At 36.8% G+C, this 23,665-nt stretch carries 24 protein-coding genes; 15 read left to right on the top strand and 9 right to left on the bottom strand.

The features are described 5' to 3' along the window. Nucleotide 1: 1 nt before the first annotated feature. The 4 genes from MKX78_RS06780 (at nt 2) to MKX78_RS06795 (ending at nt 4,246) form a co-directional block, all read left to right on the top strand. The gene (locus MKX78_RS06780) at nt 2-727 is read left to right on the top strand and encodes a (Fe-S)-binding protein (RefSeq protein WP_095370057.1); all 726 of its coding nucleotides are present in this window, start codon (nt 2-4) and stop codon (nt 725-727) included. A gap of 10 nt (nt 728-737) precedes the next feature. After that, nucleotides 738-2,174: a LutB/LldF family L-lactate oxidation iron-sulfur protein gene (locus MKX78_RS06785; protein WP_095370056.1), complete on the top strand. Its 1,437-nt coding sequence runs from the start codon at nt 738-740 to the stop codon at nt 2,172-2,174. Further along, nucleotides 2,164-2,874 carry a LutC/YkgG family protein gene (locus tag MKX78_RS06790; protein ID WP_307318039.1) on the top strand — a complete coding sequence of 237 codons (711 nt, stop codon included), beginning with the start codon at nt 2,164-2,166 and terminating at the stop codon, nt 2,872-2,874. The genes MKX78_RS06785 and MKX78_RS06790 overlap by 11 nt, the downstream gene beginning before the upstream one ends. Nucleotides 2,875-3,274: 400 nt before the next feature. Further along, nucleotides 3,275-4,246, top strand: coding sequence for a proline dehydrogenase family protein (locus tag MKX78_RS06795; protein ID WP_095370054.1), 972 nt, complete (start codon nt 3,275-3,277; stop codon nt 4,244-4,246). 101 nt (nt 4,247-4,347) lie between these two features. On the opposite strand, the gene MKX78_RS06800 is transcribed toward MKX78_RS06795, so the two are convergent. Together MKX78_RS06800 and MKX78_RS06805 are read right to left on the bottom strand one after the other, a co-directional pair. Next, on the bottom strand, nt 4,348-4,824 hold the full coding sequence (locus MKX78_RS06800) for a glutathione peroxidase (protein WP_307318038.1): 477 nt from the start codon (nt 4,822-4,824) through the stop codon (nt 4,348-4,350). A gap of 49 nt (nt 4,825-4,873) precedes the next feature. Further along, entirely contained in the window at nt 4,874-5,590 is a 717-nt protein-coding gene (locus tag MKX78_RS06805) for a FadR/GntR family transcriptional regulator (protein ID WP_233435279.1), read from the bottom strand. Between the two features lie 175 nt (nt 5,591-5,765). Between MKX78_RS06805 and MKX78_RS06810 the strand changes: the two genes are divergently transcribed. Continuing rightward, complete coding sequence (locus tag MKX78_RS06810; protein ID WP_095370052.1) at nt 5,766-7,181, top strand: FAD-binding oxidoreductase; 1,416 nt, start codon at nt 5,766-5,768, stop codon at nt 7,179-7,181. Next, nucleotides 7,182-8,147 (top strand): bile acid:sodium symporter family protein, encoded by a 966-nt coding sequence (locus MKX78_RS06815; RefSeq protein WP_307318035.1) that lies wholly within the window; start codon nt 7,182-7,184, stop codon nt 8,145-8,147. A gap of 57 nt (nt 8,148-8,204) precedes the next feature. On the opposite strand, the gene MKX78_RS06820 is transcribed toward MKX78_RS06815, so the two are convergent. Both MKX78_RS06820 and MKX78_RS06825 read right to left on the bottom strand, forming a co-directional pair. Then, nucleotides 8,205-8,492 carry a YxcD family protein gene (locus MKX78_RS06820; RefSeq protein WP_224935623.1) on the bottom strand — a complete coding sequence of 96 codons (288 nt, stop codon included), beginning with the start codon at nt 8,490-8,492 and terminating at the stop codon, nt 8,205-8,207. After that, on the bottom strand, nt 8,480-8,929 hold the full coding sequence (locus tag MKX78_RS06825) for a hypothetical protein (RefSeq protein WP_095370049.1): 450 nt from the start codon (nt 8,927-8,929) through the stop codon (nt 8,480-8,482). The genes MKX78_RS06820 and MKX78_RS06825 overlap by 13 nt, the downstream gene beginning before the upstream one ends. A gap of 211 nt (nt 8,930-9,140) precedes the next feature. Here MKX78_RS06825 and kynU point away from each other — a divergent pair, with 211 nt between their 5' ends. The 7 genes from kynU to MKX78_RS06860 all read left to right on the top strand — a co-directional run bounded on the left by kynU (nt 9,141) and on the right by MKX78_RS06860 (nt 15,430). Further along, complete coding sequence (kynU, locus tag MKX78_RS06830) at nt 9,141-10,382, top strand: kynureninase (protein ID WP_307318066.1); 1,242 nt, start codon at nt 9,141-9,143, stop codon at nt 10,380-10,382. Then, nucleotides 10,382-11,020, top strand: coding sequence for an arylformamidase (gene kynB / locus MKX78_RS06835; RefSeq protein WP_095370048.1), 639 nt, complete (start codon nt 10,382-10,384; stop codon nt 11,018-11,020). Before kynU ends, kynB begins: the two co-directional genes overlap by 1 nt. After that, nucleotides 11,020-11,868, top strand: a complete 849-nt coding sequence (gene kynA, locus MKX78_RS06840) for a tryptophan 2,3-dioxygenase (RefSeq protein WP_180316992.1) — start codon at nt 11,020-11,022, stop codon at nt 11,866-11,868. The genes kynB and kynA overlap by 1 nt, the downstream gene beginning before the upstream one ends. A gap of 287 nt (nt 11,869-12,155) precedes the next feature. Then, nucleotides 12,156-12,677 (top strand): signal peptidase I, encoded by a 522-nt coding sequence (locus MKX78_RS06845; RefSeq protein ID WP_322910077.1) that lies wholly within the window; start codon nt 12,156-12,158, stop codon nt 12,675-12,677. Then, the gene (locus tag MKX78_RS06850; protein ID WP_180316991.1) at nt 12,674-13,570 is read left to right on the top strand and encodes a hypothetical protein; all 897 of its coding nucleotides are present in this window, start codon (nt 12,674-12,676) and stop codon (nt 13,568-13,570) included. The genes MKX78_RS06845 and MKX78_RS06850 overlap by 4 nt, the downstream gene beginning before the upstream one ends. Before the next feature lie 135 nt (nt 13,571-13,705). After that, complete coding sequence (locus tag MKX78_RS06855; RefSeq protein WP_095370044.1) at nt 13,706-14,128, top strand: GNAT family N-acetyltransferase; 423 nt, start codon at nt 13,706-13,708, stop codon at nt 14,126-14,128. 237 nt (nt 14,129-14,365) lie between these two features. Then, nucleotides 14,366-15,430: a C45 family autoproteolytic acyltransferase/hydolase gene (locus MKX78_RS06860; protein WP_307318029.1), complete on the top strand. Its 1,065-nt coding sequence runs from the start codon at nt 14,366-14,368 to the stop codon at nt 15,428-15,430. 87 nt (nt 15,431-15,517) lie between these two features. On the opposite strand, the gene MKX78_RS06865 is transcribed toward MKX78_RS06860, so the two are convergent. Together MKX78_RS06865 and MKX78_RS06870 are read right to left on the bottom strand one after the other, a co-directional pair. Beyond that, nucleotides 15,518-16,852: an ABC transporter permease gene (locus tag MKX78_RS06865; RefSeq protein ID WP_307318028.1), complete on the bottom strand. Its 1,335-nt coding sequence runs from the start codon at nt 16,850-16,852 to the stop codon at nt 15,518-15,520. Beyond that, nucleotides 16,849-17,538 carry an ABC transporter ATP-binding protein gene (locus MKX78_RS06870; protein ID WP_095370041.1) on the bottom strand — a complete coding sequence of 230 codons (690 nt, stop codon included), beginning with the start codon at nt 17,536-17,538 and terminating at the stop codon, nt 16,849-16,851. The genes MKX78_RS06865 and MKX78_RS06870 overlap by 4 nt, the downstream gene beginning before the upstream one ends. A 184-nt stretch (nt 17,539-17,722) precedes the next feature. On the opposite strand from MKX78_RS06870, the gene hemG reads away from it, so the two are divergent. Beyond that, nucleotides 17,723-19,108 carry a protoporphyrinogen oxidase gene (hemG, locus tag MKX78_RS06875; protein ID WP_095370040.1) on the top strand — a complete coding sequence of 462 codons (1,386 nt, stop codon included), beginning with the start codon at nt 17,723-17,725 and terminating at the stop codon, nt 19,106-19,108. Between the two features lie 27 nt (nt 19,109-19,135). Here the strand turns inward: hemG and MKX78_RS06880 are convergent, their stop codons facing one another. Continuing rightward, entirely contained in the window at nt 19,136-20,809 is a 1,674-nt protein-coding gene (locus MKX78_RS06880; protein WP_307318024.1) for a BCCT family transporter, read from the bottom strand. A gap of 266 nt (nt 20,810-21,075) precedes the next feature. On the opposite strand from MKX78_RS06880, the gene MKX78_RS06885 reads away from it, so the two are divergent. Continuing rightward, the gene (locus tag MKX78_RS06885; protein ID WP_307318022.1) at nt 21,076-21,933 is read left to right on the top strand and encodes an AraC family transcriptional regulator; all 858 of its coding nucleotides are present in this window, start codon (nt 21,076-21,078) and stop codon (nt 21,931-21,933) included. A 45-nt stretch (nt 21,934-21,978) separates the two neighbouring features. Here MKX78_RS06885 and MKX78_RS06890 read toward each other — a convergent pair whose 3' ends face one another. Continuing rightward, nucleotides 21,979-23,181, bottom strand: coding sequence for a CynX/NimT family MFS transporter (locus MKX78_RS06890; RefSeq protein WP_341050344.1), 1,203 nt, complete (start codon nt 23,179-23,181; stop codon nt 21,979-21,981). Nucleotides 23,182-23,268: 87 nt separating this feature from the next. Next, complete coding sequence (locus MKX78_RS06895; RefSeq protein ID WP_095370037.1) at nt 23,269-23,598, bottom strand: hypothetical protein; 330 nt, start codon at nt 23,596-23,598, stop codon at nt 23,269-23,271. Nucleotides 23,599-23,665 lie beyond the last annotated feature (67 nt).

The raw sequence follows: 23,665 nt of genomic DNA on the forward strand, positions 1-23,665 counted from the left end.
GATGAAGGTTTCACTTTTTGCTACCTGTTTAGTCGATATGTTTAACAGTAAAGCAGGGGTAGCAACTGTAGAATTATTAGAAAGGCTTGGCTGTGAGGTGGATTTTCCTGAAAATCAAGTATGTTGTGGTCAACCATCTTACAATAGTGGTTACGTAAAAGAATCAAGGGATGCAATGAAAAGGATGATAGAAACCTTTAGTCATTCTGAATATGTAGTTTGTCCATCTGGTTCATGTGCCTATATGTTTCATGAATATGAGCATATATTTAAAGACGATCCACATTGGGGGCCACAAGCGAAAAAATTAGCTAAAAAAACGTATGAATTAACAGAGTTTATCGTTGATGTGTTAAAAGTTGAGGATGTAGGCGCAAGCTATCAGGCGAAAGCTACTTATCACACTTCCTGTCATATGACACGATTGTTAGGTGTAAAAGAAGCGCCGATGAAATTATTATCACATGTAAAGGGATTAGAGTTTACAGAATTGCCAAATAAAAGTCAATGCTGTGGATTTGGTGGAACATTTTCTGTAAAGATGGGGGCCATCTCAGAGCAAATGGTAGATGAAAAAGTAGCCCATATTAATGAAACAGGAGCAGAGCTTTTAATTGGCGCTGACGGTGGCTGTTTAATGAATATTGGCGGTCGAATTGATAGAGTGGGCGAACCAGTGAAAGTGATGCATATTGCTGAAGTATTAAATAGTAGAACAGAAAGATAGGGTGATTGATATGCCAATGAGGATTGGAAATGAGCAATTTACTGATCGAGTAGCGTCTGGTTTAGAAAATCGCTTTATGAGAGGGGCGGTTTCAGGGGCGCAAGATCGCTTGGAAGTGCGTAGACAGGATGCAGCAAATGAATTAGGCGATTGGGAAGAATGGCGAGCACATGGGGAAGAAATTAGACAACATGTATTAGAAAATCTAGATTATTATCTGTTTCAACTAAGTGAAAATGTAGAAAAGTTAGGTGGACATGTTTTTTTCGCGCAAACACCAGAAGAGGCTAATGATTACATTAAAGGTGTAATTAAGAAGAAAAATGCTAAGAAAGTAGTAAAGTCGAAGTCAATGGTGACAGAAGAAATCGATCTCAATCATCATTTGGAATCGGTTGGGTGTGAGGTCATTGAAACAGATCTAGGTGAATATATTTTGCAAATCGATGATCATGACCTTCCATCACATATTGTTGCTCCAGCACTACACAAAAATAAAGAACAAGTAAGAGATGTGTTTACCAGGAAATTAGGTTACCAGGGGACAGATAGACCGGAGGAATTAACACAACATGCTAGGAAAATGCTAAGAAATGAATATTTAACAGCAGATATAGGTATAACTGGATGTAATTTTGCCGTCGCTGAAACAGGTTCAATCTGCCTCGTAACGAATGAAGGAAATGCCGACTTATCAACTTCTTTGCCCGATACACAAATAACTGTTATGGGAATGGAGAGACTTGTGCCATCGTTTACAGAATTAGAAGTATTAGTAGGAATGCTTTCTCGTAGTGCAGTCGGACAGAAATTACCAAGTTATGTTACCGTTTTAAGTGGCCCAAAAGAAGAGGGAGCAGTGGATGGCCCAGAAGAGTTTCATTTAGTTATTGTTGATAATGGTCGTTCAAATATTTTAGGTGGAGAATTCCAATCGATCCTCCAATGTATACGTTGTGCCGCTTGTGTAAATGTATGTCCCGTTTACCGTCATGTAGGCGGACATTCATACGGTTCTATCTACTCAGGTCCAGTTGGTGCAGTACTTTCTCCATTACTCGGTGGTTATGAAGAATATAAAGAACTTCCTTATGCTTCCACATTGTGCGGGGCGTGTACTGAGGTTTGTCCGGTGAAAATACCATTGCATGACCTTCTTCATAAACATAGGCAAGTCATTGTTGAAAAAGAAGGAAAAGCCCCCATTTCTGAAAAGTTAGCGATGAAAGCTTTTGGTCTTGGAGCAGCTTCTCCTGCTTTATATAAAATGGGTGGGAAATTTGCCTCAAAGGCTGTTGGGCCATTTTCTGATGGGACAAAGCTAACAAAAGGTGTCGGTCCATTAAAGGCGTGGACGGAAATCCGTGATTTTCCTGCTCCGCAAAAGGAAAGATTCCGTGACTGGTTTAAACAAAGGGGCAAGGAGGAAAAGAATCATGGCGATTGAAAATAGAGATATATTTCTTAAGAAAATTGCAGCACGATTAGGAAAAGAAGAAGTGAGGAAGAAGATAGAAAAACCCGAGTGGAAATATGCCCCACAAAAGCGGGTGTTAAAGGGGGCATCACAGTCCGAATTAATTTCGGTCTTAAAGAACCAATGCAAATTAATTCACACGGACTTGATTGAAACAAATCTATCAAACTTGCCGCAAACATTAGAAGACCGAGTGTCAGATTACGGCGGTGAATCCATCGTAACTTGGCGTGATAGTAGATTAAAAGCATGGGGAGTAACAGCCAAGCTTGATGAATTGCATAAGCAAGGGGTAGCGTACTATGAATGGAATCATGAAGTTGAAGTAGAAAATATAGCAATAGCTGAAAAAGCAAACATCGGATTAACGATTAGCGAGATTACCCTTGCAGAATCGGGAACTGTCGTATTATTTAGTGATAAACACAAAGGCAGGACAGTCAGCTTCTTACCGGAAAAATCAATTATACTTGTACCTAGAAGTTCTATCGTACCGAGAATGACACAAGCAGCTGCCTATATCCGGGAAAAAATAAAAGAAACAGAAGTAATTCCTAGTTGTATTAACTTTATAACTGGACCAAGTAATTCTGCTGATATTGAAATGAACTTAGTCGTCGGTGTACATGGACCCATAAATGCAACATATATTATTATCTCTGATTTATAAGGTTACTGAGGAACAAGGGAATATGCGAAATGAGAATCCGAACAAATACTAGGGAATAGTGTTTGTTCGTTTTTTTTATGGAATTGATCATTTTTCTTCATTCGGTTGTTTGTTATGATTTTCGTCAATGCGCTTCCCTAGATTTCGTCCCACGCAATTATCATACATAAATACAACTATTAGAAATGGACATATTTTTATCTTCTTTTCCGCCTTTATTTATTTTTTAAATATAATTTTTTGGTTTGTTTCCTTTCTTTTAGTGGTACAGTTATTTTAAAGAAAGAAATCATTGTTTCTTCTTAAATATAGGAAAAAAATAATTATTCGCAAAATAATTTTTATTGCTAATTTATGATATAATGACCATGTAAAAATTAATAGACAAGGAGTAATCGCTATGCTGAAAGATCTATTTATAGGCTTATCTCAAAATCAATTTTTAAATAGTGCAGCAAAAAAATATGGTTTAAAACTGGGTGCTCAAAGTGTCGTTGCGGGTACAAATATTGAAGAAGCGATTGTTAAGATTAAAGAATTAAATGCCCATGGTATCGCATGTACAGTCGATAATCTAGGGGAATTTGTTAATCAAAAAGAGGATGCGACTGCAGCAAAAGAACAAATCTTAGCAGTTGTTGAAGCGATTCATGAGCATGAAGTCGATGCTCATATTTCGTTAAAACCATCTCAATTAGGTTTAGACATTGATTACTCCTTTTGTTTGGAGAACTTAAAAGAAATAGTAAGTAAGGCTCATGAATATGGCATCTTTATCAATTTTGATATGGAGGATCATGGCCGTTTACAACCTTCATTTGATTTATTGGATGAATTATCAAAAAGTTATGATAATATAGGGACTGTTATCCAGGCCTATTTTTATAGAGCAATAGAAGATATAGAAAAATATAAAAATTATCGTTTGCGTATTGTAAAAGGTGCATATAAAGAACCAGCTGAAGTTGCGTATACTGCGAAGGAAGAGATTGATAGCAACTATATTAAACTTATAGAATATCATTTGTTACATGGAAAATTCACGTCAATTGCAACACATGATCATCATGTAATTAATCATGTGAAGAAATTTGTAAAGGAACACGATATTCCAAATGATCAATTTGAATTCCAGATGTTATATGGATTCAGAAAAGAAATGCAATTAGAGCTTGCGAAAGAAGGCTACAATTTTACCACATATATTCCGTTTGGTGATGACTGGTACGGTTATTACATGCGACGTCTCGCAGAAAGACCACAAAACATCAATCTCGTTGCAAAACAAGTATTTAATAAAAAGACAAATACTATTCTTGGCGTTGCTGCTGGTGCATTCTTACTCGGTAGATTATCTAAAAAGAAAAAATAAACTGATATAATAAAAGGTTCCGAATGGGGGCCTTTTTTTGATCATAGAAAATAGAACATAAGGAAACTCCTATATTTAATAGGGGATTCCTTATGTTAATTTTAGAGCAATTTTTCAATGTCACTCGTTAATTTTTCCGGTTCGGTTGTTGGTGCGTATCTGTCGTATACTTCCCCATTCCGGTCAATAAGAAACTTGGTGAAATTCCATTTAATATTCTTTGAAAGTACACCTTTCTTCTCTTCTTTTAAATAAGAAAACAGTGGTTCTGTGTTATCACCGTTTACATCTATCTTTGCAAACATTGGAAAGGAGACACCATAATTCACTTGACAAAACTCTGTTGTTTCATCGATATTAGCGAATTCCTGGTTGTTAAATTGAGCACATGGAAAACCAAGGATGACAAAGCCTTTATCTTTATATTTTTCATATAGCTCTTGCAATCCTTCAAACTGAGGAGTAAGGCCGCACTTACTGGCAGTATTAACGATTAGGATTACTTTTCCTGCAAAATCTTTTAACTGTTCTGTATGACCATTTGTTTTTTTTACTTCAAAGTCATAAATAGTTTTCATTATTATTCCTCCAAACATCAAGTAGGTTTATTTTAGCCGACTTTATTATTTATAAGTAGGATTCTGCTTGTTCATTGAAAAGCATTGATTCGCTTAATTCTTTTCTTACCCTATTAATATGGTTACTCATTAATTGCCGCGCTTCATTCCCATTTCCTGATGCAATTGCTAAATAAATATCACGGTGCTCTTCCATAGTAGATTTTTCCCGTTTATTGTCTTCTGCAAACCGGTTTGACCTCGTTACTTTTATAGTATTTTTCATATGTTCAGTAAGGTTAGTCATGAGTTTGATAAATATAGAATGGTGTGACGCATAAACGATATGTAAGTGAAATTGAAAATCCGCGTGGATGCCGTCTTCGGGCGTGGATGCCGTTTCCATCGCTAAAAGCGAATGGCGGATATTGGCTATATCTGTTGATGTCGCTCTAGATGATGCCAAACCAGCACACTCCACTTCTAAAACTTTTCGTAAATCTAACATTTCATATATATTTGTCTTTGGATTAGCAGAAAGGATAGGTGCTTCAGAAGTTAAACAATCAACTGATCTAATGTATGTTCCACTACCTTGCCGAATCTCTAAGACACCTTTCATTTCTAAAATTTTCAATGCTTCTCTAATTGATGTTCTGCTAGAGGAAAAGAGAGTTGCAAGTACTCTTTCAGGGGGGAGGCGATCTCCTGATGATAGTTGTTGATTGATAATATATCCTTCTAATTGTTCTGTAATAATCATATGTATTTTTTTCTTTTGCGACATGATTTCCACTCCCTTTCATATCATCATACAAAAAAAGGGAAAATGCAGCAATTTTAAATTTTTAATTATTGATTTTTTTGAATTTTCTTGTACAATGAGAACATGTTAGACCAATTTTCTCAAAATTCAATAATTGGTCTGTACAATTTTGATTTGTAAGGAGAGAGACTAAACAATGAAAACAACAGAGGGCAGTCAAACGAATAATCAAGAATTAGTAAGCGCTTTATTGAGTTTTTTAACAGATGAACAAGTATCTATTAATGAAACCATTCTTGACTTACATAGTAAAGATGAATCCTATCATAAAGGTAGTCATCCTGATATTGTTGTTTATCCCAAAAATGCTAGTGAAGTAAGTCAAATTATACAAAAGGCGGGAGAATTCCAAACGCCCATTATTCCTTTCGGGGTTGGGTCGAGTTTAGAGGGACATGTCATTCCTTACAAAAAGGGAATAACGATGAATTTTACTGAAATGAATAGAATTTTAGAAGTTAAGGAAGAAGACTTTTTAGTAAAAGTTCAACCTGGTGTGACACGTTCGCAACTAAATAAAGAGTTAAAAAAATACGGTTTGTTTTTCCCTGTTGACCCAGGTGCTGATGCTACATTAGGCGGGATGGCAGCAACCAATGCAAGTGGAACCACTTCAGTTAAATATGGTGTAATGAGAGATCAAGTACTAGATTTAGAAGTGGTTTTAGCTAATGGGGAGATCATACATACCGGTAGTTTAGCCGCCAAATCTTCTTCTGGCTATCATTTAAATGGACTATTTGTCGGGTCAGAAGGGACTTTAGGCTGCTTTACTGAGTTGACGTTAAAAGTGTACGGTATTCCAGAATTCCAAATGGCTGGTAGAGCAACCTTTCCTACAATTGATGATGCAGTTGGTGCTGTAGTTGGTATCCTACAAGCTGGCATTCCGATTGGCAGAGTTGAATTGGTAGATGAAGCTTCAATTAATCAAGTGAATCTTTTTAGTGAGACTAATTACGAGATTAAGCCAACGCTATTTTTAGAATTTCATGGTAATGAAGCAGGGCTTCAACAAGATGTAGAATTCATGAGAGAAATTGTAGCTGATTTCCATTGTCAAGATATAACATTTGAAACAGATACGGCTGCTCGTAACCTATTATGGGATGCAAGACATAATTTAGCCTACGCTTATGTACACGGTTATCCAGGAAAGAAAATGATGGTAACAGACGTATGTGTACCGATCTCAGAATTAGCGGGTGCCGTTACTTATGCAAGAAAATGCCTAGATGAGATTAATTTAATTGGTGGCCTGACGGGACATGTAGGAGACGGAAACTTCCATTCGCTTGTGATGATTGATTTGAATAATGAAGAAGAAGTAAACAAAGCTAAACATTTCAATGAACAACTTGTCTTGTATGCTTTAGAAAAGGGTGGCACTTGTACTGGCGAACATGGTGTTGGGGTAGGAAAGATGAAATATCAAGAACAAGAGCATGGGAAGGCATTAGAAGTGATGAGGAACATTAAGAATGTCTTAGATCCAAATCACATCTTAAACCCAAATAAGGTTATTCCTTTTAATTCGGAGGGGGAGAGTTAATTGAAGATTCTGGAAACCGTTAGTAATCTCGCAGGAAAGTATTTTGCTTTTCTTGTTATTATTGCTGCAGTTGTGGCTTATCTCTATCCACCGTTATTCGTAGTCTTCGGTGGATATATCACCTTGTTACTTGGCGTAGTCATGTTCGGTATGGGTTTAACATTAAAACCGGTAGACTTTAAATTAGTATTTTCTCACCCACTCCCAGTTTTACTGGGCTTTGTAGCACAATTTACAATAATGCCTTTGACAGCTTTCGCTATTGCCTACCTTATGCAATTACCGGCAGAATTAGCAGCGGGATTAGTATTATTAGGGTCAGTCCCGGGTGGTACAGCATCTAATGTCATGGTGTATTTAGCAAAAGGAAATGTACCCTTATCGATAACAATGACATCGTTATCCACTTTGATTGCACCAATAGCTACACCGCTCATACTTTTAGCTCTAGCAGGTCAATGGATGCCCGTTGATGCGTGGAGTATGTTTGTATCAATTGTTCAAGTAATTATCGTTCCTATTATACTTGGTTTAGTAGTGAAGAGAATATTCCCGGTTATCGTAGAAAAAAGTATAAACGTTGTTCCACTTATTTCTGTTACAGCAATCATTATTATCGTTACCGCTGTTGTAGGAGGGAATGCTGAGAAAATTGCTTCTTCTGGGCTTTCTGTCTTTATTGCGGTGATGCTCCATAATGCAGCAGGTTTACTATTAGGATACATGGCTGGCGTGCTTTTCAAAATGGATGAAGGTACGAGAAGAGCGATTGCTATTGAGGTGGGCATGCAAAACTCAGGGTTAGGTGTTTCGTTAGCAACTGCTCACTTTGGTCCAGTTGCCGCTATTCCAAGTGCTTTAGGCGCTGTTTGGCATAATATATCGGGTCCTATTTTAGCTACGTACTGGTCAAAAAAACCAGCAAAAGAAAAAGAAGTAATCACTAAACAAACAAAGGTGATTTAACTTATATACCAATAATAAAAGAGCATCCTTTACGGATGCTCTTTTTACAAAACTTGTTTATTGTACAACAGCGATAATTCCTTGTTCATCGTCGAGTACGAGGTTTATACCTGCATATGGATCGCGATTAAGAAATTCATCTAACCATAATCTTAATGCTTCGATCATATTCGCTGTAATCAAGACTTGCTTGCGGCCGCCAACATGAGATTCGGCAGAGAAACCATAATCGTCATCATACATGAGCTCAATTTCGACTTCTTCTAGCTTCACTTGTTTTTTACGAGAAATGTACACACATAATGCATTGACAATATCTTGTTCAGGAATAATTAATTGTTCCATGGATTTGGTTCCTGTTTTTTCTTTTTATCTTTAATCATCGTAAAGATTTTACGAATAATCATAATGACAAAGACGATAGCTAAAACATTGACAAGTAAACCAAGAATACTACCTAACATACCCATATTTCCAAACAGGCCACCAAATAATAATCCCGCTAGTCCACCTAACATAAGTCCTTTCATTAATCCGCCAGAAAAGAAACCACCATTATTCTTTTGTTGTTGATTTGTTGCTGTGTTGTTTTTTTGTTGCTGATTATTTTGAACGTTCGATTGGTTATTATTGTTTGTCGTGCTTTTATTAAAGTTTACACCTTTTTTACCTGATTTATAAGATTTCGCCTCAACAGTTGAAACCTGGTCTTGGAAGATTGTTGTTCCTACTGGTGAAAAGACAAGTGCTGCAGTAAGTATAGCTGCAAAAATTTTCTTCATTATCTATAGTTCCCCCTAATAGTGTATTACTACTTATTATATCAAAATAGGTTAACAATTTGTAAGCAAAATTAGATTGTGCGTTTTTTGACATAAATGATTTAAACGGTTATTCATTGCAAAGATGAAAGAAGTTAGCTATAATTTTCGCGATATAGATAATTTTCAGAAAGGTTGTGTTTGCTTGAACAGATACTCACTTGCGTTTGCAATGGAGAAAGACCAACAAGATCAACTGGCAAAATATCGTAAGGAATTTTACCTGAGAGACGATTTAATATATCTAGATGGAAACTCTTTAGGGTTATTATCTAAAAGAGCTGAAAAATCACTAAATGAAGTAATTCAATCATGGAAGGAATACGCAATTGATGGTTGGACCGAGGGAGGGGCTCCGTGGTATTATATGGCCGAAACAATTGGGGAAAGCTTGGCCAAGCTCGTAGGAGCTAAGAAAGCAGAAGTTATCGCATCTAATTCTACGACAGTTAATTTGCATCAAATATTAGCTACCTTTTTCCAACCAAAAGAAGGTAAAAATAAAATTATCGCGGATGAGCTAAACTTTCCGTCTGATATTTATGCGATCAAAAGTCATCTTCGTATGAGAGGCTATTCAGAGGAACAATTTATTAGTATTCAAAGTAGAGATGGTCAATTTATTCGCGAAGAAGATATTATTGCAGCGATGAATGAAGAAATTGCACTCATTATTTTACCTAGTGTATTGTATCGAAGTGGACAAATTCTCCAAATGAAAAGGTTAGTCGAAGAAGCTCATAAAAGAGACATACTAATTGGCTTTGATTTATGTCATTCCATTGGAGCCATTCCCCATTCATTAACAGAATGGAATGTTGACTTTGCCTTTTGGTGCAATTATAAACATCTAAATGGTGGACCTGGTGCTGTAGGTGGTTTATATATCAATGAATGTCATCATGGAACAGCTCCTGGCTTAGCTGGCTGGTTTGGTTCTCATAAACAGAAGCAATTTGACATGGAACATGAGATGACTGTAGCAGATGACGCAAGTGCATATCAAATGGGCACGCCACAAATTTTAAGTATGGCACCATTATTGGGAGCGCTTTCTATGTTTGATGAAGTTGGGATTAATGCTATTAGGCAAAAGTCTTTGCAATTAACAGATTATATGATGGACTTAATTCACTATGAATTAAAACCTTTTGCCTTTCAACTATACAACCGCACGGATGAGAGTAGAGGGGCACATATTTTACTTGGGCATAAAGAGGCTGCGAGAATTTGCAAAGCTTTAAAGGAGGAAGGTGTTATTCCTGATTTTCGCATGCCAGATGGAATCCGTTTAGCACCTGTGTCCTTATATAATTCGTTTGAAGATGTATGGCGTGCAATAAACATATTGAAGAAAATCATGGAAGAGGAAACATATAAAAAGTTCGAAAATATACGAGGAGTGATTGCCTGATGGGACATTGGATAGATATTTCTCAGCCACTGCACAATGGGATGGCACATTGGCCAGGAGATGAAGCTTTTTCTTTTAACTTATCTGCAACGAGAGAAGAGACTGGTTCGGTTAATATTGGTCAACTGTCTACAAGTATACATATCGGTACCCATGTAGATGCACCGTTTCATTTTATAGAAGATGGTAAAAAGACAAATGAATTAGATATTAATTTGTATATTGGTAGAGCTAAACTGATTGATTTATCAGGTGAAGAAAGAATCACAACCGCCTTATTAGACCAATTCCCATTACAGAATGTAAAGCGACTATTAATCAAAACGAGTAGTGAGCCTAAGCCAAAGCATTTTCCAACAAGGGTCCCTGTCATCAGTGAAGATGTCCCGTTATATTTAAAAAAATGTGGGGTGGAACTGATTGGTGTTGATTTTCCGTCAGTGGATGAATTGGATAGTAAAGCATTACCTATTCACCATAAGCTCCATCAACATAATATTCATATACTAGAAAATATCGTTGTTCATGATATTGTACAGGGAGACTATGAACTGATTGCTCTTCCACTAAGAATTGAAGGCGGGGATGGCAGTCCAGTAAGAGCAGTAATAAGAAAATTAGAAGGAGGGGGTGCATGATGACAAATAAACAGGGGCAGCCCCCGTTTGAGAATGAAAATGGGATACATACCGCATTCGATGAGAATATGACATATGGTGAATACTTGCAACTAGATCAAGTACTGGGCGCGCAAAAAAGGTTGTCTGGTCACCATGATGAGATGTTGTTTATTATTATTCATCAAGTATCTGAATTATGGATGAAACTTATCTTACATGAAATTCAATCAAGTATTGCAGCCATTGAAGCTGATGACTTGTCGACAGCACAAAAATGCTTATCTAGGGTAACGAAAACACAATCTCAAATTATACAGGCTTGGGACGTTCTATCTACTCTCACACCATCTGAGTATATCGAGTTTCGACCTTTCCTCGGCCAAGCTTCAGGCTTTCAATCTTATCAATATCGTATGATAGAATTCGCACTAGGGTATAAAACACCGCATGTGCTAAAAATCTATCAAAAAGATGCTGACTTGAAAGAAGAGTTGTTGAAATCATATGCAGCAAAAAGTCTCTATGATGTCAGTATCCATTGTTTACAGCGTAATGGATTAACAATTGATGAGACGATACTTTGTAGAGATGTAGAAGATACTTATGAATATAATGAATCGGTTAAAGAAGCATGGAAATCGGTGTATTTAAATAACGAGAAGTATTGGGAGCTCTATGAATTAGCAGAGAAACTAGTAGATATTGAGGATTCGTTTCAACAATGGAGATTTAGGCATATGAAAACAGTAGAGAGAATAATAGGCTTCAAGAAAGGTACAGGTGGCTCATCTGGCGTCGGTTATCTAAAGAAAGTCATTGATCAACAGTTCTTCCCTGAGTTATGGATGATTAGAACAGAATTATAAATGAATAAATAGTAATAGTCCAAAAAGCCCTCTATATCATTTGAAGACAGGGGCTTTTTTCTACTTTTATAGCAAATTGTTACGTAAACGAATGATAAGATAGGAATAATAAATCATTAGGTAAAAAGTAGTGGTTTGTTACAGGTTTTGATTTTTATACTTAAATTTCTGAATATTTAGGTATTTACTCTCTTGTCATATTTTCCTAATATTACTATATTTATTCTTAATTGAAGAACAATTGAAACGAGAAGGGAGGAGGAAGTATTCGAAAGGTCATTTCGGTCATTGGTAATAGTTTATTTGTCCTTCTCATTTTATTAGGTGTTCTTTCTTTATACACGCTAATCACTAGTGACCAAAATCAAGAAAAGCCACCATCTCTATTTGGGAGAAGTCTTCTTATTGTATTAACAGGAAGCATGGAGCCGAGTATCTCACCAGGTGATGTTGTTGTGGTTAAACAATCTACGTTTAATCAAATCAACGAAAATGATGTGATTACATACCGAAATGGGGCAGACTTTGTCACTCACAGAGTAACTGAAGTAGCTAAGGATGAATCTGGCTCATTTTTTAAGACGAAAGGCGATGCAAATAATACTGAGGATGAGACGAAGATACGGTCTGAACATCTAACAGGTAAAGTAGAATGGGTGTTGCCGAAAGTAGGCTCTATTGCTGAATTCTTGATCAGTCCAATTGGTTTAAGTTTGATGTTTTTCATTGTTCTTGCCATTATTTTTTCAGACAAGCTATTTAAAAGGAACAAAAAAATCATAAATGAATTTGAGGGGGAGAAGAGTTGAAAACAAAGTTATCGTTAAGTTCATTGGCATTATTATTAATTGCTACAGCTATTTTTGGGACAGTTGCTTATTTTTCTAAAAGCTTTACGAGTACAGGAAACACAGTTCAAGCTGCAAAATTTAATGTGAACGCAGTGAATGAAAGCGGTGAGACAATTGGGGATGGACAATTCTCCTTAGGTGAGAATTTTTACCCAGGGATGGATCCTGTCAAAGTTTATGCTTTTGAAATTCAAAAAAATGATACGAAGGTGCCCGTTGAGTATCAAGTAGATTTAATTCCATCGGGTAAATTATTCCCTGCCAATGGCAATTCGCCAATTGTTTTGTCATTAGAAAGAAAAGTGAATGGGGAGTGGAAGGAAATCGATCATACTTCAACATTTAAACCGACAGTGGATAACGAGCAATTTCGTATTTTCGCAAGGTGGCCACATGGTGATAATGATATTAACTTCCAAGGGAAAACAGGAAATTTAAAACTGAAAGTTGTCGCTACTCAAGTAGATGAAGAGGAAGGACCTCCGTATTATACTGGTTCAATCGCTTTTAAGGCAACACCTTCAGGGGATATCAGAACAACAGCAAATAAAGAAGTGAATTTTTATAAAAATGACCAAGGTAATAAGGTCATTGAAGTGAAAATGGGAGAAGGTAATGGGGACTTCGAGAAAAAGGTCGGTAATTTTACAATAACAGAATCACAAGAGGGTGGCAATACATGGTATAAAGTCGTGACAGATCATGAATATTACGCTGGACCAAAAGTTTGGAAATTAACAGCGGATCGTGTCAATACTTCTCAGGCTGGTGTAATCGATTTTAGAAAAGATACGAATGTTTACCTAACTATTGAATCGCAACAGTTATACAAATGGTTTACTTCAAACTAATACTGAAGGCAGGATAACCAGGGTTACTGTAGAATAGTTAGTTGAGAGAGTAAGAAAGGGGCAAGTTGTTTGTTATTATATGAATCAATATATATCTTCTTTTCAGCCTAATCTAACGAGAAAAGGGGTTAAAGAATGATATATACGAGTAATCTACAAGATATAACGATAGACATGCTATCAGGTTTTTTTGTGGGATGGGGGAATTATCCGCAACCGAAAACGCATCTATACCTAATGCACAATAGCTATAAAGCGATTGTGGCCATTGATGAAACGAACGATAGAGTCGTAGGCTTTATTACAGCTATCAGTGATGGTGTGATCTCGGCATACATTCCGCTGCTAGAAGTACGACCAGACTATCAACAGCAAGGTATTGGAGAAACACTTGTAAAGATGATGCTACAGGAACTGAGCGATATTTATATGATTGACTTATCTTGTGATGATGATTTAGTTCCGTACTATGAAAGATTCGCCATGACGAAGGGAAATAGCATGATTATACGCAATTATGAGAGGCAGTCTGGGAGAAATATTAATAAAACGATATAAAGAAGTTCTTGCATTAAAACGGGCAAATGCTATTTCAATAGCTTTGTTCGTTTTTTTTTGTATTGGCAAAAGAATGAAATGGAAGGAGTTTACATTAATGATTATGAACACAACAAGTAGAATATTAGTTGAAAAGTTAATGGTTTCCTGCTTTTTAATTTGCACTGGCGAGTTGTCTTTATTTTCCGAAGGACTTCCAGTATGCTTATGTTGAGAGCAACTGTGAGGAGGATACATATGAAGAAAATCTATAGTGATATTATTCAATTTAGAGGCAATCATTATGATTATGGTTTCTTGCAAGGGGAGTTATTAAAGGACTCATTGTCCGTGAAAAATAGAGAAGACCAGTGGAAGGTAAGGAAGCCACGCTTTACTATCAATGTAGAAGAAGCAAAGTCGATGATTACACACTTTGCTCCAGGTGTTTGGGATGAACTAATGGGTTTACAAGAGGCATTAGAATGGCCAATAGAGCGGGTATTACAAGAATACGGTGGCTATCGCGTGAATCATCATAAATCAGGCTGTTCTATATATATAGGTGAGGATTATTTAATCCGCAATTATGATTATCATCCCAAAACATATGAAGGGCGATATACACTATTCCAACCGACTGATGGAATGGGCTATAGTATGATTGGTCCATCGCAACGAGTAACAGGGCGAATGGATGGTATGAATGAGTGTGGTTTAGCAATGGGCTATAACTTTATGAATAGAAGAAGACCAGGTGATGGTTTTATTTGTTGTATGATTGGCAGACTTATTTTAGAGTCATGTCAAGATGTTGAAGAAGCAGTTGCGATGTTAAAAGAAATTCCTCATCGTCATTCCTTTACTTATGTTGTTCATGATAAGAAGGGAAGAAGTGCGGCAGTGGAAACCACCCCAAGAGAAGTGACAGTGCGTGAAACTCTATCCTGTACAAACCATTTTGAGAAACTCTTATCAGAAAACCGTCATCAATTAGCAGATTCAAAGCGTCGTTTAGCTGTTATGGAAGAAAATCGCGCAGCAATGAGTAGTCCAGAGCAAGCTTTTCAATTGATGAATGGTATAGGTAAAGGTGTATTTTCTGATTTGTATGGAAGCTGGGCGGGGACTATTCATACATCTGTATATTTTCCGCGTAGCCTAAAAGTATGGATGGCATTGGGAGGAAATCAACAACCTTATGAGATTGACTTTGCTTCTTGGCTATTAGGAAAAGAGTTATCAATCGAGAGAATGACTGGTAAAGTGGACACGGATATTCCTTTTCTTCACATGGATGAAGGGGCGAATTGGTTTAAGTGAAATGATAAAAAAAGAAAAAGCCAGTTGTGCAAATGAAGAAATGCTCAAAACTGGCTTTAGGGTGGCCTGTTATGGTACTGATTTTGATTATAATTCTCTTCTCATCGCCTTAAGAACATCCACTTTTGTTGCTCTCTTTGCAGGGCGGAGACCTGAGAATACGGTAACGAGTAAACAAATACCGACACTAATAAGGGTCAGTGACCAAGGGATATATGACAATAATAGTCCTTCTGGAGCTGCCTCATCAAATGCTGTTTGAATAATAAATGGTACAGATAAATTGACTAGGAAGCTGACACCATAAGCAACAATCGTCCCAAAGATGGCGCCTAATAAGCCGATATAAGTACTTTCTAATAAAAAGATATTTTTAATTGTACGTGGATGTGCACCAATCGCTTTCATAATTCCGATATCCGGTGCCCTTTCCGTTACAGCCATTGTCATCGTATTGTATATACCAATAGATGCAATAATCAATGCAATCGTACCAATAAAGATAAGGCCGATTTTCATAATAAGGAAGATGACATTCATTTGTTTCATTTCATTGGCAATCGAATAAATCATATAGCCTTTATCTTCAAGAGTCTTGTTAATTCCTTCTACTTCTTGAACGTTATTTGCGTATACTTTTACATAATCATAGACGTCTTCCGATTGTTTGGCGTCAAGTTCGCCGCCTTCGTACATTTCAGTGGCACCGCGCATAACGCCAGTGAATTGTTCAACTTCTTGTAAGATTTCTTCGGAAATAAAGACATGTGCTTCATATGCCCAATCGCGAGCAGGCTTTTCAGCGATTCCTACAATTTTAACAGAAATGGTTTTCTTCGTTTCTTTCCCATCTGTTAATTTAATGACTTCCATGTCCATTTCTTTATTTAGCAAGTCATCAGTATAGACATAGTCCTCGTTGATATTTCCTTCATCATCGTACAATTTCTCAGGGTTAGCACCGTTTTTAATTAAGCTGTCAGTAAAGTGATAACCGACAACAACTTCATTCTCTCCCTCAGGTAAGCGCCCAGAGGCGAGCTTGAAGTCTGCTTTAATCTCTGATGGAAAGTGTGTGACGATGGCATTCGTATTAGATGTATAGTCATCTAGTTGGAAGAAAGGCATCTGCGCCAATTCATTCCTGCGGGTAACGGCTTCCACTCCGTCCATTTCTTCAAAATAAGTAATATCTTCATTTGTTAGTCCTTGTGAATCTTCTTTCCCGTATATCTCCACTTGGGTAACCAATTGGTTTTGCATCATATCAGAAATAATCGATTTATGAAGTCCGAAGCCGACAGAGGCAAGTACAATTAAGAATGCAACACCAATCGCAGTAGCAAGTACTGTCATAAATAACCTAGATTTATTTTTCTTTAAATTTTGTCTAACGAACTTAAACTGATCTTTAAATGTCATTTCCCTACTTCCTCCAATACATGACCGTCAACAATTTCTATTGTGCGATGACCGAACTCGGCAACCTCTTCATCATGAGTAATGATAAGAAAAGTAATCCCTAATTCTTCATTTAATTGTTTAATGAAAGCGAGTAAGCTTTTCTCGGTGTCACTATCTAGGCTACCCGTTGGTTCATCAGCAAGAATAAGAGGTGGATTCACTACAAGTGCACGAGCAATACTGACCCGTTGTTGTTGTCCGCCTGATAATTCGCTTGGGTAATGGTCCTTGAACTCTGCTAGTCCAACACGCTCAAGTGTCTCTAACGTTTTTTGTTTACGTTCCTTTTCATTCATCCCTTTAAAAGTTAACGGCAATTCAACATTTTGGAATGCTGTCATACTTGGAATCAATTGAAAGTTTTGAAAGATAAAACCGATATGCTGAAGTCTAAAGGAAGCAAACTCTCCTTCAGAAAGCTCCGTCACAGTTTGATTATTAATCTTAACTTCACCATCCGTAGGTTTAATAAATCCGCTAATAATATTTAGTAAAGTTGATTTTCCAGATCCGCTTTTACCTACAATGGATACAATTTCTCCTTTGTTAATTTGGAATGATACATCCTTCAGAACAGGTATGACCGTTTTCTTCTCTTTTTTACCTATTTCAAAAGAATGATAAATCTTATTTACCTCAATCATGCATTTTCCCACCTTTTCTTTTGAATACAACTTAATAGACGTAAGTGAAATGAAGTATCCCTACATATTTATCAAAAAAAATCTTTTTTAAATGCAAAAGTCATTCAATTGTTGATAGAGATTGAGTTGAAGTAGTGATGTTGTGATAAACTATTATCATTGAGAAAAAGTTGAGGTGTACGTAATGGAAACGGTGTTGATCGTCGGTGGTGGCATAAATGGTCTGTCAGCTGCCCATGAACTACAAAAATGGAAAAACGCAAACAATCGCGACATTCGCATTATATTAACAGAAGCACAAAATCATCTAGGTGGAAAAATTAAAACCGTTGAAGCGGATGGATTTATGATGGAAACGGGCGCTGATTCTATTGTCTCAAGGAAAGTAATGGGTAGAGAAATCTTTTCAGAACTGAATTTAAGTGATGAGGTCGTTTATAACGGGACAGGTCGCTCTTATTTATTTACCGATGGCGAGATAAAGCCCATCCCAGTTGATGCTGTATTTGGTATACCGACAAGTATCGAGTCATTGGCTAAAACTACATTAGTCTCTGCTGAAGGTAAAGTTCGAGCATTAAAAGACGTTTATCACCATAAGAATCCATTTACAGTTGAAGATAGTATTGGTGACTTTCTTACCTATTATTTTGGCGAGGAATTAGTAGAGAAGCAGATTGCTCCAGTATTATCGGGTGTTTATTCTGGAAAACTACAAGATTTGACGATTTCATCTACCTTACCAGCTGTTTTCGAATATAAAAAGAAATACGGAAGCATTATCATGGGGTTCAATGATCATAAGGAGAAATATCAGAGTAGCGGTGAAAGGAAGTTCCTCTCTTTCAAAAATGGTCTTTCAACAATTATTGACGCATATGAAAAATCTCTTGGGGCAGTGGAAATCAAAAAAGGATACGAGGCACAATCAATACAAAAAGTGAAGCAACATTATAAGGTGAGTTTTTCAAATGGTGAAGTGATGAAAGCAGATCATATTGTCTTGAGCACTCCACATCAAGTTGCGCAACAATTACTTGATGACGCAGCATTGAATCAGTATTTTTCTAACATGAAAAACAGCTCACTCATTAGTGTTTACATAGGATTCGATGTTCCTGATGCGGTCTTACCCAAAGATGGAACTGGCTTTATTACATCAAGCAATAATGAGCTACACTGTAATGCTTGTACATGGACGAGTAGAAAATGGAAACATACGTCTAAAAGTGGGAATCTGCTTGTCCGTCTCTTCTACAAAAGTAGCCACCCTTCATTCGCTAGCGTGAAGGATATGGAAGATACAGGATTACTTGATCTTGCAAGAGAAGATTTACAGAAAAGCTTAAAACTAACAGCTGAACCCATTGTATGGGAAATAACAAAATGGAATGAATTAATGCCTACTTATACACTGGACCACCCGCATTTAATCAAAGGAATTGAACAAACGCTTATAGAAAAATATCCTGGCGTGTATATAGCAGGAAGTTCTTACTATGGTTCAGGGATTCCGGATTGTATGGAGAATGGTATTGAAGTGGCTAGAAGAATAACAGCTACATTGTGAAGAACTAAAAAAACAAGAGGGGGGAGGTTATTCCTCCTTCTTGTTATTTAGTTCTTCCATTTTTTCTTTCTTTTTCTTTTTTAAGCGTTTTTTCTCTTCTTCCATTTTACTCTCAATCCAACGTTTTTCATCTTTTAGTTCTTGTTTGATTAATTGTTTTTGTAACCTTCTTGACATTAGTTTATCTTTGGTTGCGCCTGAAAGCTCTAGTTCTCTTTTTACTTGCTGCAGTTCTTTGATTAAAGATATCGTCATGAGGATCATTACGAACGAAAATGGGAAGGCAGCAATAATCATTGTATTTTGTAGTGCTTGTAGGCCACCAGAATAGAGCAATACAGTGGCGATGGCTGATAGTAAGACACCCCATATGAGTTTATTACGATTCGTCGGATTTAACACACCTTTAACTGATTGCATCCCCAACACAACAGTAGCGGAGTCACCTGATGTAATAAAGAAAATAGCAATCAAGATAAGAGAGAGGACAGAGGTAATAAAACTAATCGGCATCTCTGCTAATGTTCCAAATAGCATTTGCTCTGTAGTCATTGAAGCCAAATCAGCTATCCCTGTCATTTGCATATCGATAGCAGTACCTCCTAAGAAAGCGAACCAAATAAATGTAACAATGGTAGGTACAAGCAATACTCCAATAGTAAATTCACGTATGGTCCTTCCTCTAGATACTCTTGCTATAAATGTGCCGACATACGGTGACCATGCCATCCACCATGCCCAATAAAAAATCGTCCAATTGTTAATCCACTCTCTGCTTTGCTCATTATTGGGTGTTAATCTAAAACTCATCTCTGGCAGTCGTTGTATATATTTTCCAATCGTGTCTGTGAACAAATTTAAGGAATAAACAGTTGAACCAAAAACAATAAAAAAGAGTAGGAGTACGAGCGCAAGTATCATATTGACATTGGATAAGAGTTTGATACCTTTATCAATCCCAGTGGTGGCTGAGATTAAGAAAATGACTGTAATAATGATAATAATCACTAATTGAATGAGAAAAGAATTAGGGATATTCCAAATGTAAGAGATCCCGCCATTAATTTGACTAGCACCAAAACCAAGAGTAGTGGCGATTCCCGCAACAGTGGCAATAATACCGATAATATCTATTAGTTTTCCTAACGGACCATCGGTGTTTTTCATAATAGGAGATAGTGTAGAGCTAATTGAACCATCTCCCCCTCGACGAAAATTGAAAAAGGCAAGACAAAGAGCAATAATGACGTATATACTCCAACCATGAATACCCCAATGAAAATAGACATACCTTAAAGCATCCATTGCTGCTTGATCGGTACCCGTTTGCCCTGTAGGAGAGTCAATTGCGAAATGAGAAATCGGTTCTGCTGTTCCCCAGAAAAGGAGTCCTGTACCCATCCCGGCACTAAATAAAAGGGCAAACCAAGTAGGATAACTATATTCTGGTTTTTCATCTGACTTCCCCAGTTTTAATTTCCCATAAGGGCTAACAATTAAAAATAAGCAAACACAGACAAAAACCGTGACTATGATTAAATAATACCAGCCAAAAGTAGAGGTGATGGCTGACTGAATAGCAGCTGTATAGTTTTCCATCACTTTTGGAGCGAATGCACCGATAAAAATTAAAACGAGTAAAATACCAACTGACCAATAAAAGACGGCCCCGAATTTCTGATGTTTAGTTTCATTATTCACTGTCATATACCACCTTTTTTATTGTCAAAGCGTAACTCCGGATGATTAAATGGAAGATCCCTACTGTAATTCTTTTACCTTTTCTAGTGTTTCGAATTAATATAAATATTATGTACACTTATCATGTGAAAAATGGTAAGGAATACTGCAGTGATAGGAAGTGTTTGTTCTTTTATGCGACCGTAGTTAACCTAACCAAACAGAGCAATAAATGACAGGAGTAAATAAATGATTCGGTATACAATCGAACCGAAGGAGAAGAGACTATGAGTTGGGTAACAGATATACAAAAAGCGTTGGATTATATTGAAGCAAACCTGTTGAAAAAATTAAACAGTGAGGAGGTAGCAAAACAAGCGAATACTTCTCCTTTTCACTTTCAACGAACGTTTGCCATTTTAACGGATATGACGCTAGGGGAATATATAAGACGACGAAGATTAACGGGTGCAGCTATTGAGCTTGGTAATAATGATGAGAAAATTATTAATATTGCCCTAAAATATGGCTATGAAACCCCAGAAGCATTTACTAAGGCATTCAAGAAGCAACATCATATCTCACCATCAGAAGTAAAGAAATACCGTGGAAAGTTGAAATTATATCAGCCCTTAAAAATACATGTAACATTAGAAGGAGCGGAACCAATGAATCATACAATAATTTCAAAAGATAGCTTTCAAGTAGTAGGCATAAGAAAGAATTATTCCCTTGAAAACGATGCAAACCTAACAGAAATTCCAAAGTTATGGAATCAAGTGAATCAAGATGGGACTTGTGATCGCTTACTTTCATTAAATAATGGCTCAATAAAAGGTGTGCTTGGGGTTTGCGTGGATCATATAAATCATAGGGAAATTGACTATTGGATTGCTGTCAATCATAATGGGCATTCTACTAGTTTTGAAACAATAACGATACCAGCCTCAACTTGGGCCGTATTTCAAGTGCATGGAGAGATGCCTAAAGCAATCCAACACACGTGGAAACAAATATTCTCAGAATGGTTTCCAACGAGCGGTTATAGACATGCGGGAACAGCTGAGTTAGAGGTATATCCTGAAGAAGGTTCCAACCGTAGCAATTTTTACTCAGAAATTTGGATTCCTGTAATCAAAGAGTAGTAAGTAAAAAAAGCTGGGTTGTAATTATGAACCCAGCTAAATGATTTAAGAGATTTGCTTGAGGTTTGTGGTTTCCTGCACAAAAACATTTCTTCCAGCCCCGATCCCACATAAAGTAAAAAGAACGGCAATAGTAATAAGGGCAAAAAATGCTGTATGCCATTGGTGAAAAAGGTCATAAAGAAGTCCAAGTAAGAAAGGACCACATGCTGCCAATAAATAACCAAAAGATTGGGCCATGCCAGAAAGAGAGGCAGCCTGTTCACTGTTCATAGATCGTAGACTCATTAATGCTAATGAATGACTTATCGCAGCTCCTAAAGAAAGACCAATGAGGATAATACTTAGAAATGTGATCACCATATTTGAAGTGAGAAATAACCCGCATAAACCTGTAATAAGGGTTGTACCAATCCCTAACCCAATCCATTTTTGATGTGATAATCTTTCTCCTAAAATAGGAATAAAAAAACTCGCTGGTAAACCCGAGATTTGCATGATAGTTAGCATCCAACCACCCATTTCTAACGTGAAACCTTTTACTATCAATATCTCTGGTAACCATGTGGAAAAACCAAAATAGATAAACGATTGCAACCCCATAAAACCGGTGATTTGCCATGCTATTCCCGACCTAAACAATGTAGAGAATGAAAGGAGAGGAACAGGGTTTTTTTTAGGTGTCTTTTTAATAAATGGTATCCATAGAAGACAAGCAAGTAAAATAGGGATTACCCAAATTAGTAGACTGGTTTTCCATGCAATCCCATTGCTAGAAAGTGTTCCACTAATACCTGGTGCAAAGCCAGCAAATACCCCCATTGCTAACGTATATATGCCAGTAATTAGCCCTATTTTTAATGGGAATTGTGCTTTAACAAGACTTGGGAGTAACACGTTACAAATACCTATCCCTAACCCGATCATGAAGGTACCAAGAAATAGTATGAAAATAAAATTAGTAGAGCGCATGAAGACACCTAGACCTATCAGTGTTAGACCGCAGAAAATCACCCTCTCAATTCCCCATTTTTTTGCAAAAAAAGGAGCAAAGGGGGAGATAGATGAAAAGGCTAATAAAGGGAGCGTGGTTAGTAAACTCACTGTACTCGTATTAAACTGCAATTCATGTTGTATGTCACCAATAATGGGGCCAACTGAAGTAATCGCAGGGCGTAAATTGAATGCAATTGTGATAATCCCTATAAAAATAAGTATATTCCTACCTTGATCGCTTCTATCTGTCATAATTAACGCCTCTTTTCAAGTAATCCAAGACGCGTTAATTATAATGAATTTTCTGATATTTGTATAGGGCAACGAAATGTTTATCTATTATTTCTTTGTTTTAGGTGGTAATTGGAGGCTTCGTAACAATTGGGTCTCTATACTATTCTGAACAGTATGCTCGATGAAGAAATCACTAATCATTTTCTTATACTTCTCGTCTTCAAACATTTTTTTATTTTGCAATTCCATCTCGGCGAGTCCTTCATATATGGCAATGAGGCAATAGGTATGGTCATTACCGGAAATAGGGCAGAGAATTTCAACCTCGTGACTGTAGTTTTCGTTGCGAAAGCTTTTGATATTAGCGAGATTTTGTATGCCTTCTTGAAAGTTTTCTTGTTTTAGTTGAAATGATTGATATACATAAATACTCATAATGAACATTCCCCAATCTTCTTTTATCAATTTAAACTTCACTCATTTTTGGTCGATATAGAATGAT

It is taken from the genome of Cytobacillus sp. FSL R5-0569 (genome assembly GCF_038007265.1).
GTDB lineage: Bacteria > Bacillota > Bacilli > Bacillales > Cytobacillaceae > Cytobacillus > Cytobacillus kochii.

Coding starts and splice junctions, on each gene's coding strand:
- MKX78_RS06780 (WP_095370057.1), top strand. CDS start 2: ATGAAGGTTTCACTTTTTGCTACCTGTTTAGTCGATATGTTTAACAGT.
- MKX78_RS06785 (WP_095370056.1), top strand. CDS start 738: ATGCCAATGAGGATTGGAAATGAGCAATTTACTGATCGAGTAGCGTCT.
- MKX78_RS06790 (WP_307318039.1), top strand. CDS start 2,164: ATGGCGATTGAAAATAGAGATATATTTCTTAAGAAAATTGCAGCACGA.
- MKX78_RS06795 (WP_095370054.1), top strand. CDS start 3,275: ATGCTGAAAGATCTATTTATAGGCTTATCTCAAAATCAATTTTTAAAT.
- MKX78_RS06800 (WP_307318038.1), bottom strand. CDS start 4,824: ATGAAAACTATTTATGACTTTGAAGTAAAAAAAACAAATGGTCATACA.
- MKX78_RS06805 (WP_233435279.1), bottom strand. CDS start 5,590: ATGTCGCAAAAGAAAAAAATACATATGATTATTACAGAACAATTAGAA.
- MKX78_RS06810 (WP_095370052.1), top strand. CDS start 5,766: ATGAAAACAACAGAGGGCAGTCAAACGAATAATCAAGAATTAGTAAGC.
- MKX78_RS06820 (WP_224935623.1), bottom strand. CDS start 8,492: ATGGAACAATTAATTATTCCTGAACAAGATATTGTCAATGCATTATGT.
- MKX78_RS06825 (WP_095370049.1), bottom strand. CDS start 8,929: ATGAAGAAAATTTTTGCAGCTATACTTACTGCAGCACTTGTCTTTTCA.
- kynU (WP_307318066.1), top strand. CDS start 9,141: ATGGAGAAAGACCAACAAGATCAACTGGCAAAATATCGTAAGGAATTT.
- kynB (WP_095370048.1), top strand. CDS start 10,382: ATGGGACATTGGATAGATATTTCTCAGCCACTGCACAATGGGATGGCA.
- kynA (WP_180316992.1), top strand. CDS start 11,020: ATGACAAATAAACAGGGGCAGCCCCCGTTTGAGAATGAAAATGGGATA.
- MKX78_RS06855 (WP_095370044.1), top strand. CDS start 13,706: ATGATATATACGAGTAATCTACAAGATATAACGATAGACATGCTATCA.
- MKX78_RS06860 (WP_307318029.1), top strand. CDS start 14,366: ATGAAGAAAATCTATAGTGATATTATTCAATTTAGAGGCAATCATTAT.
- MKX78_RS06865 (WP_307318028.1), bottom strand. CDS start 16,852: ATGACATTTAAAGATCAGTTTAAGTTCGTTAGACAAAATTTAAAGAAA.
- MKX78_RS06870 (WP_095370041.1), bottom strand. CDS start 17,538: ATGATTGAGGTAAATAAGATTTATCATTCTTTTGAAATAGGTAAAAAA.
- hemG (WP_095370040.1), top strand. CDS start 17,723: ATGGAAACGGTGTTGATCGTCGGTGGTGGCATAAATGGTCTGTCAGCT.
- MKX78_RS06885 (WP_307318022.1), top strand. CDS start 21,076: ATGAGTTGGGTAACAGATATACAAAAAGCGTTGGATTATATTGAAGCA.
- MKX78_RS06890 (WP_341050344.1), bottom strand. CDS start 23,181: ATGACAGATAGAAGCGATCAAGGTAGGAATATACTTATTTTTATAGGG.
- MKX78_RS06895 (WP_095370037.1), bottom strand. CDS start 23,598: ATGAGTATTTATGTATATCAATCATTTCAACTAAAACAAGAAAACTTT.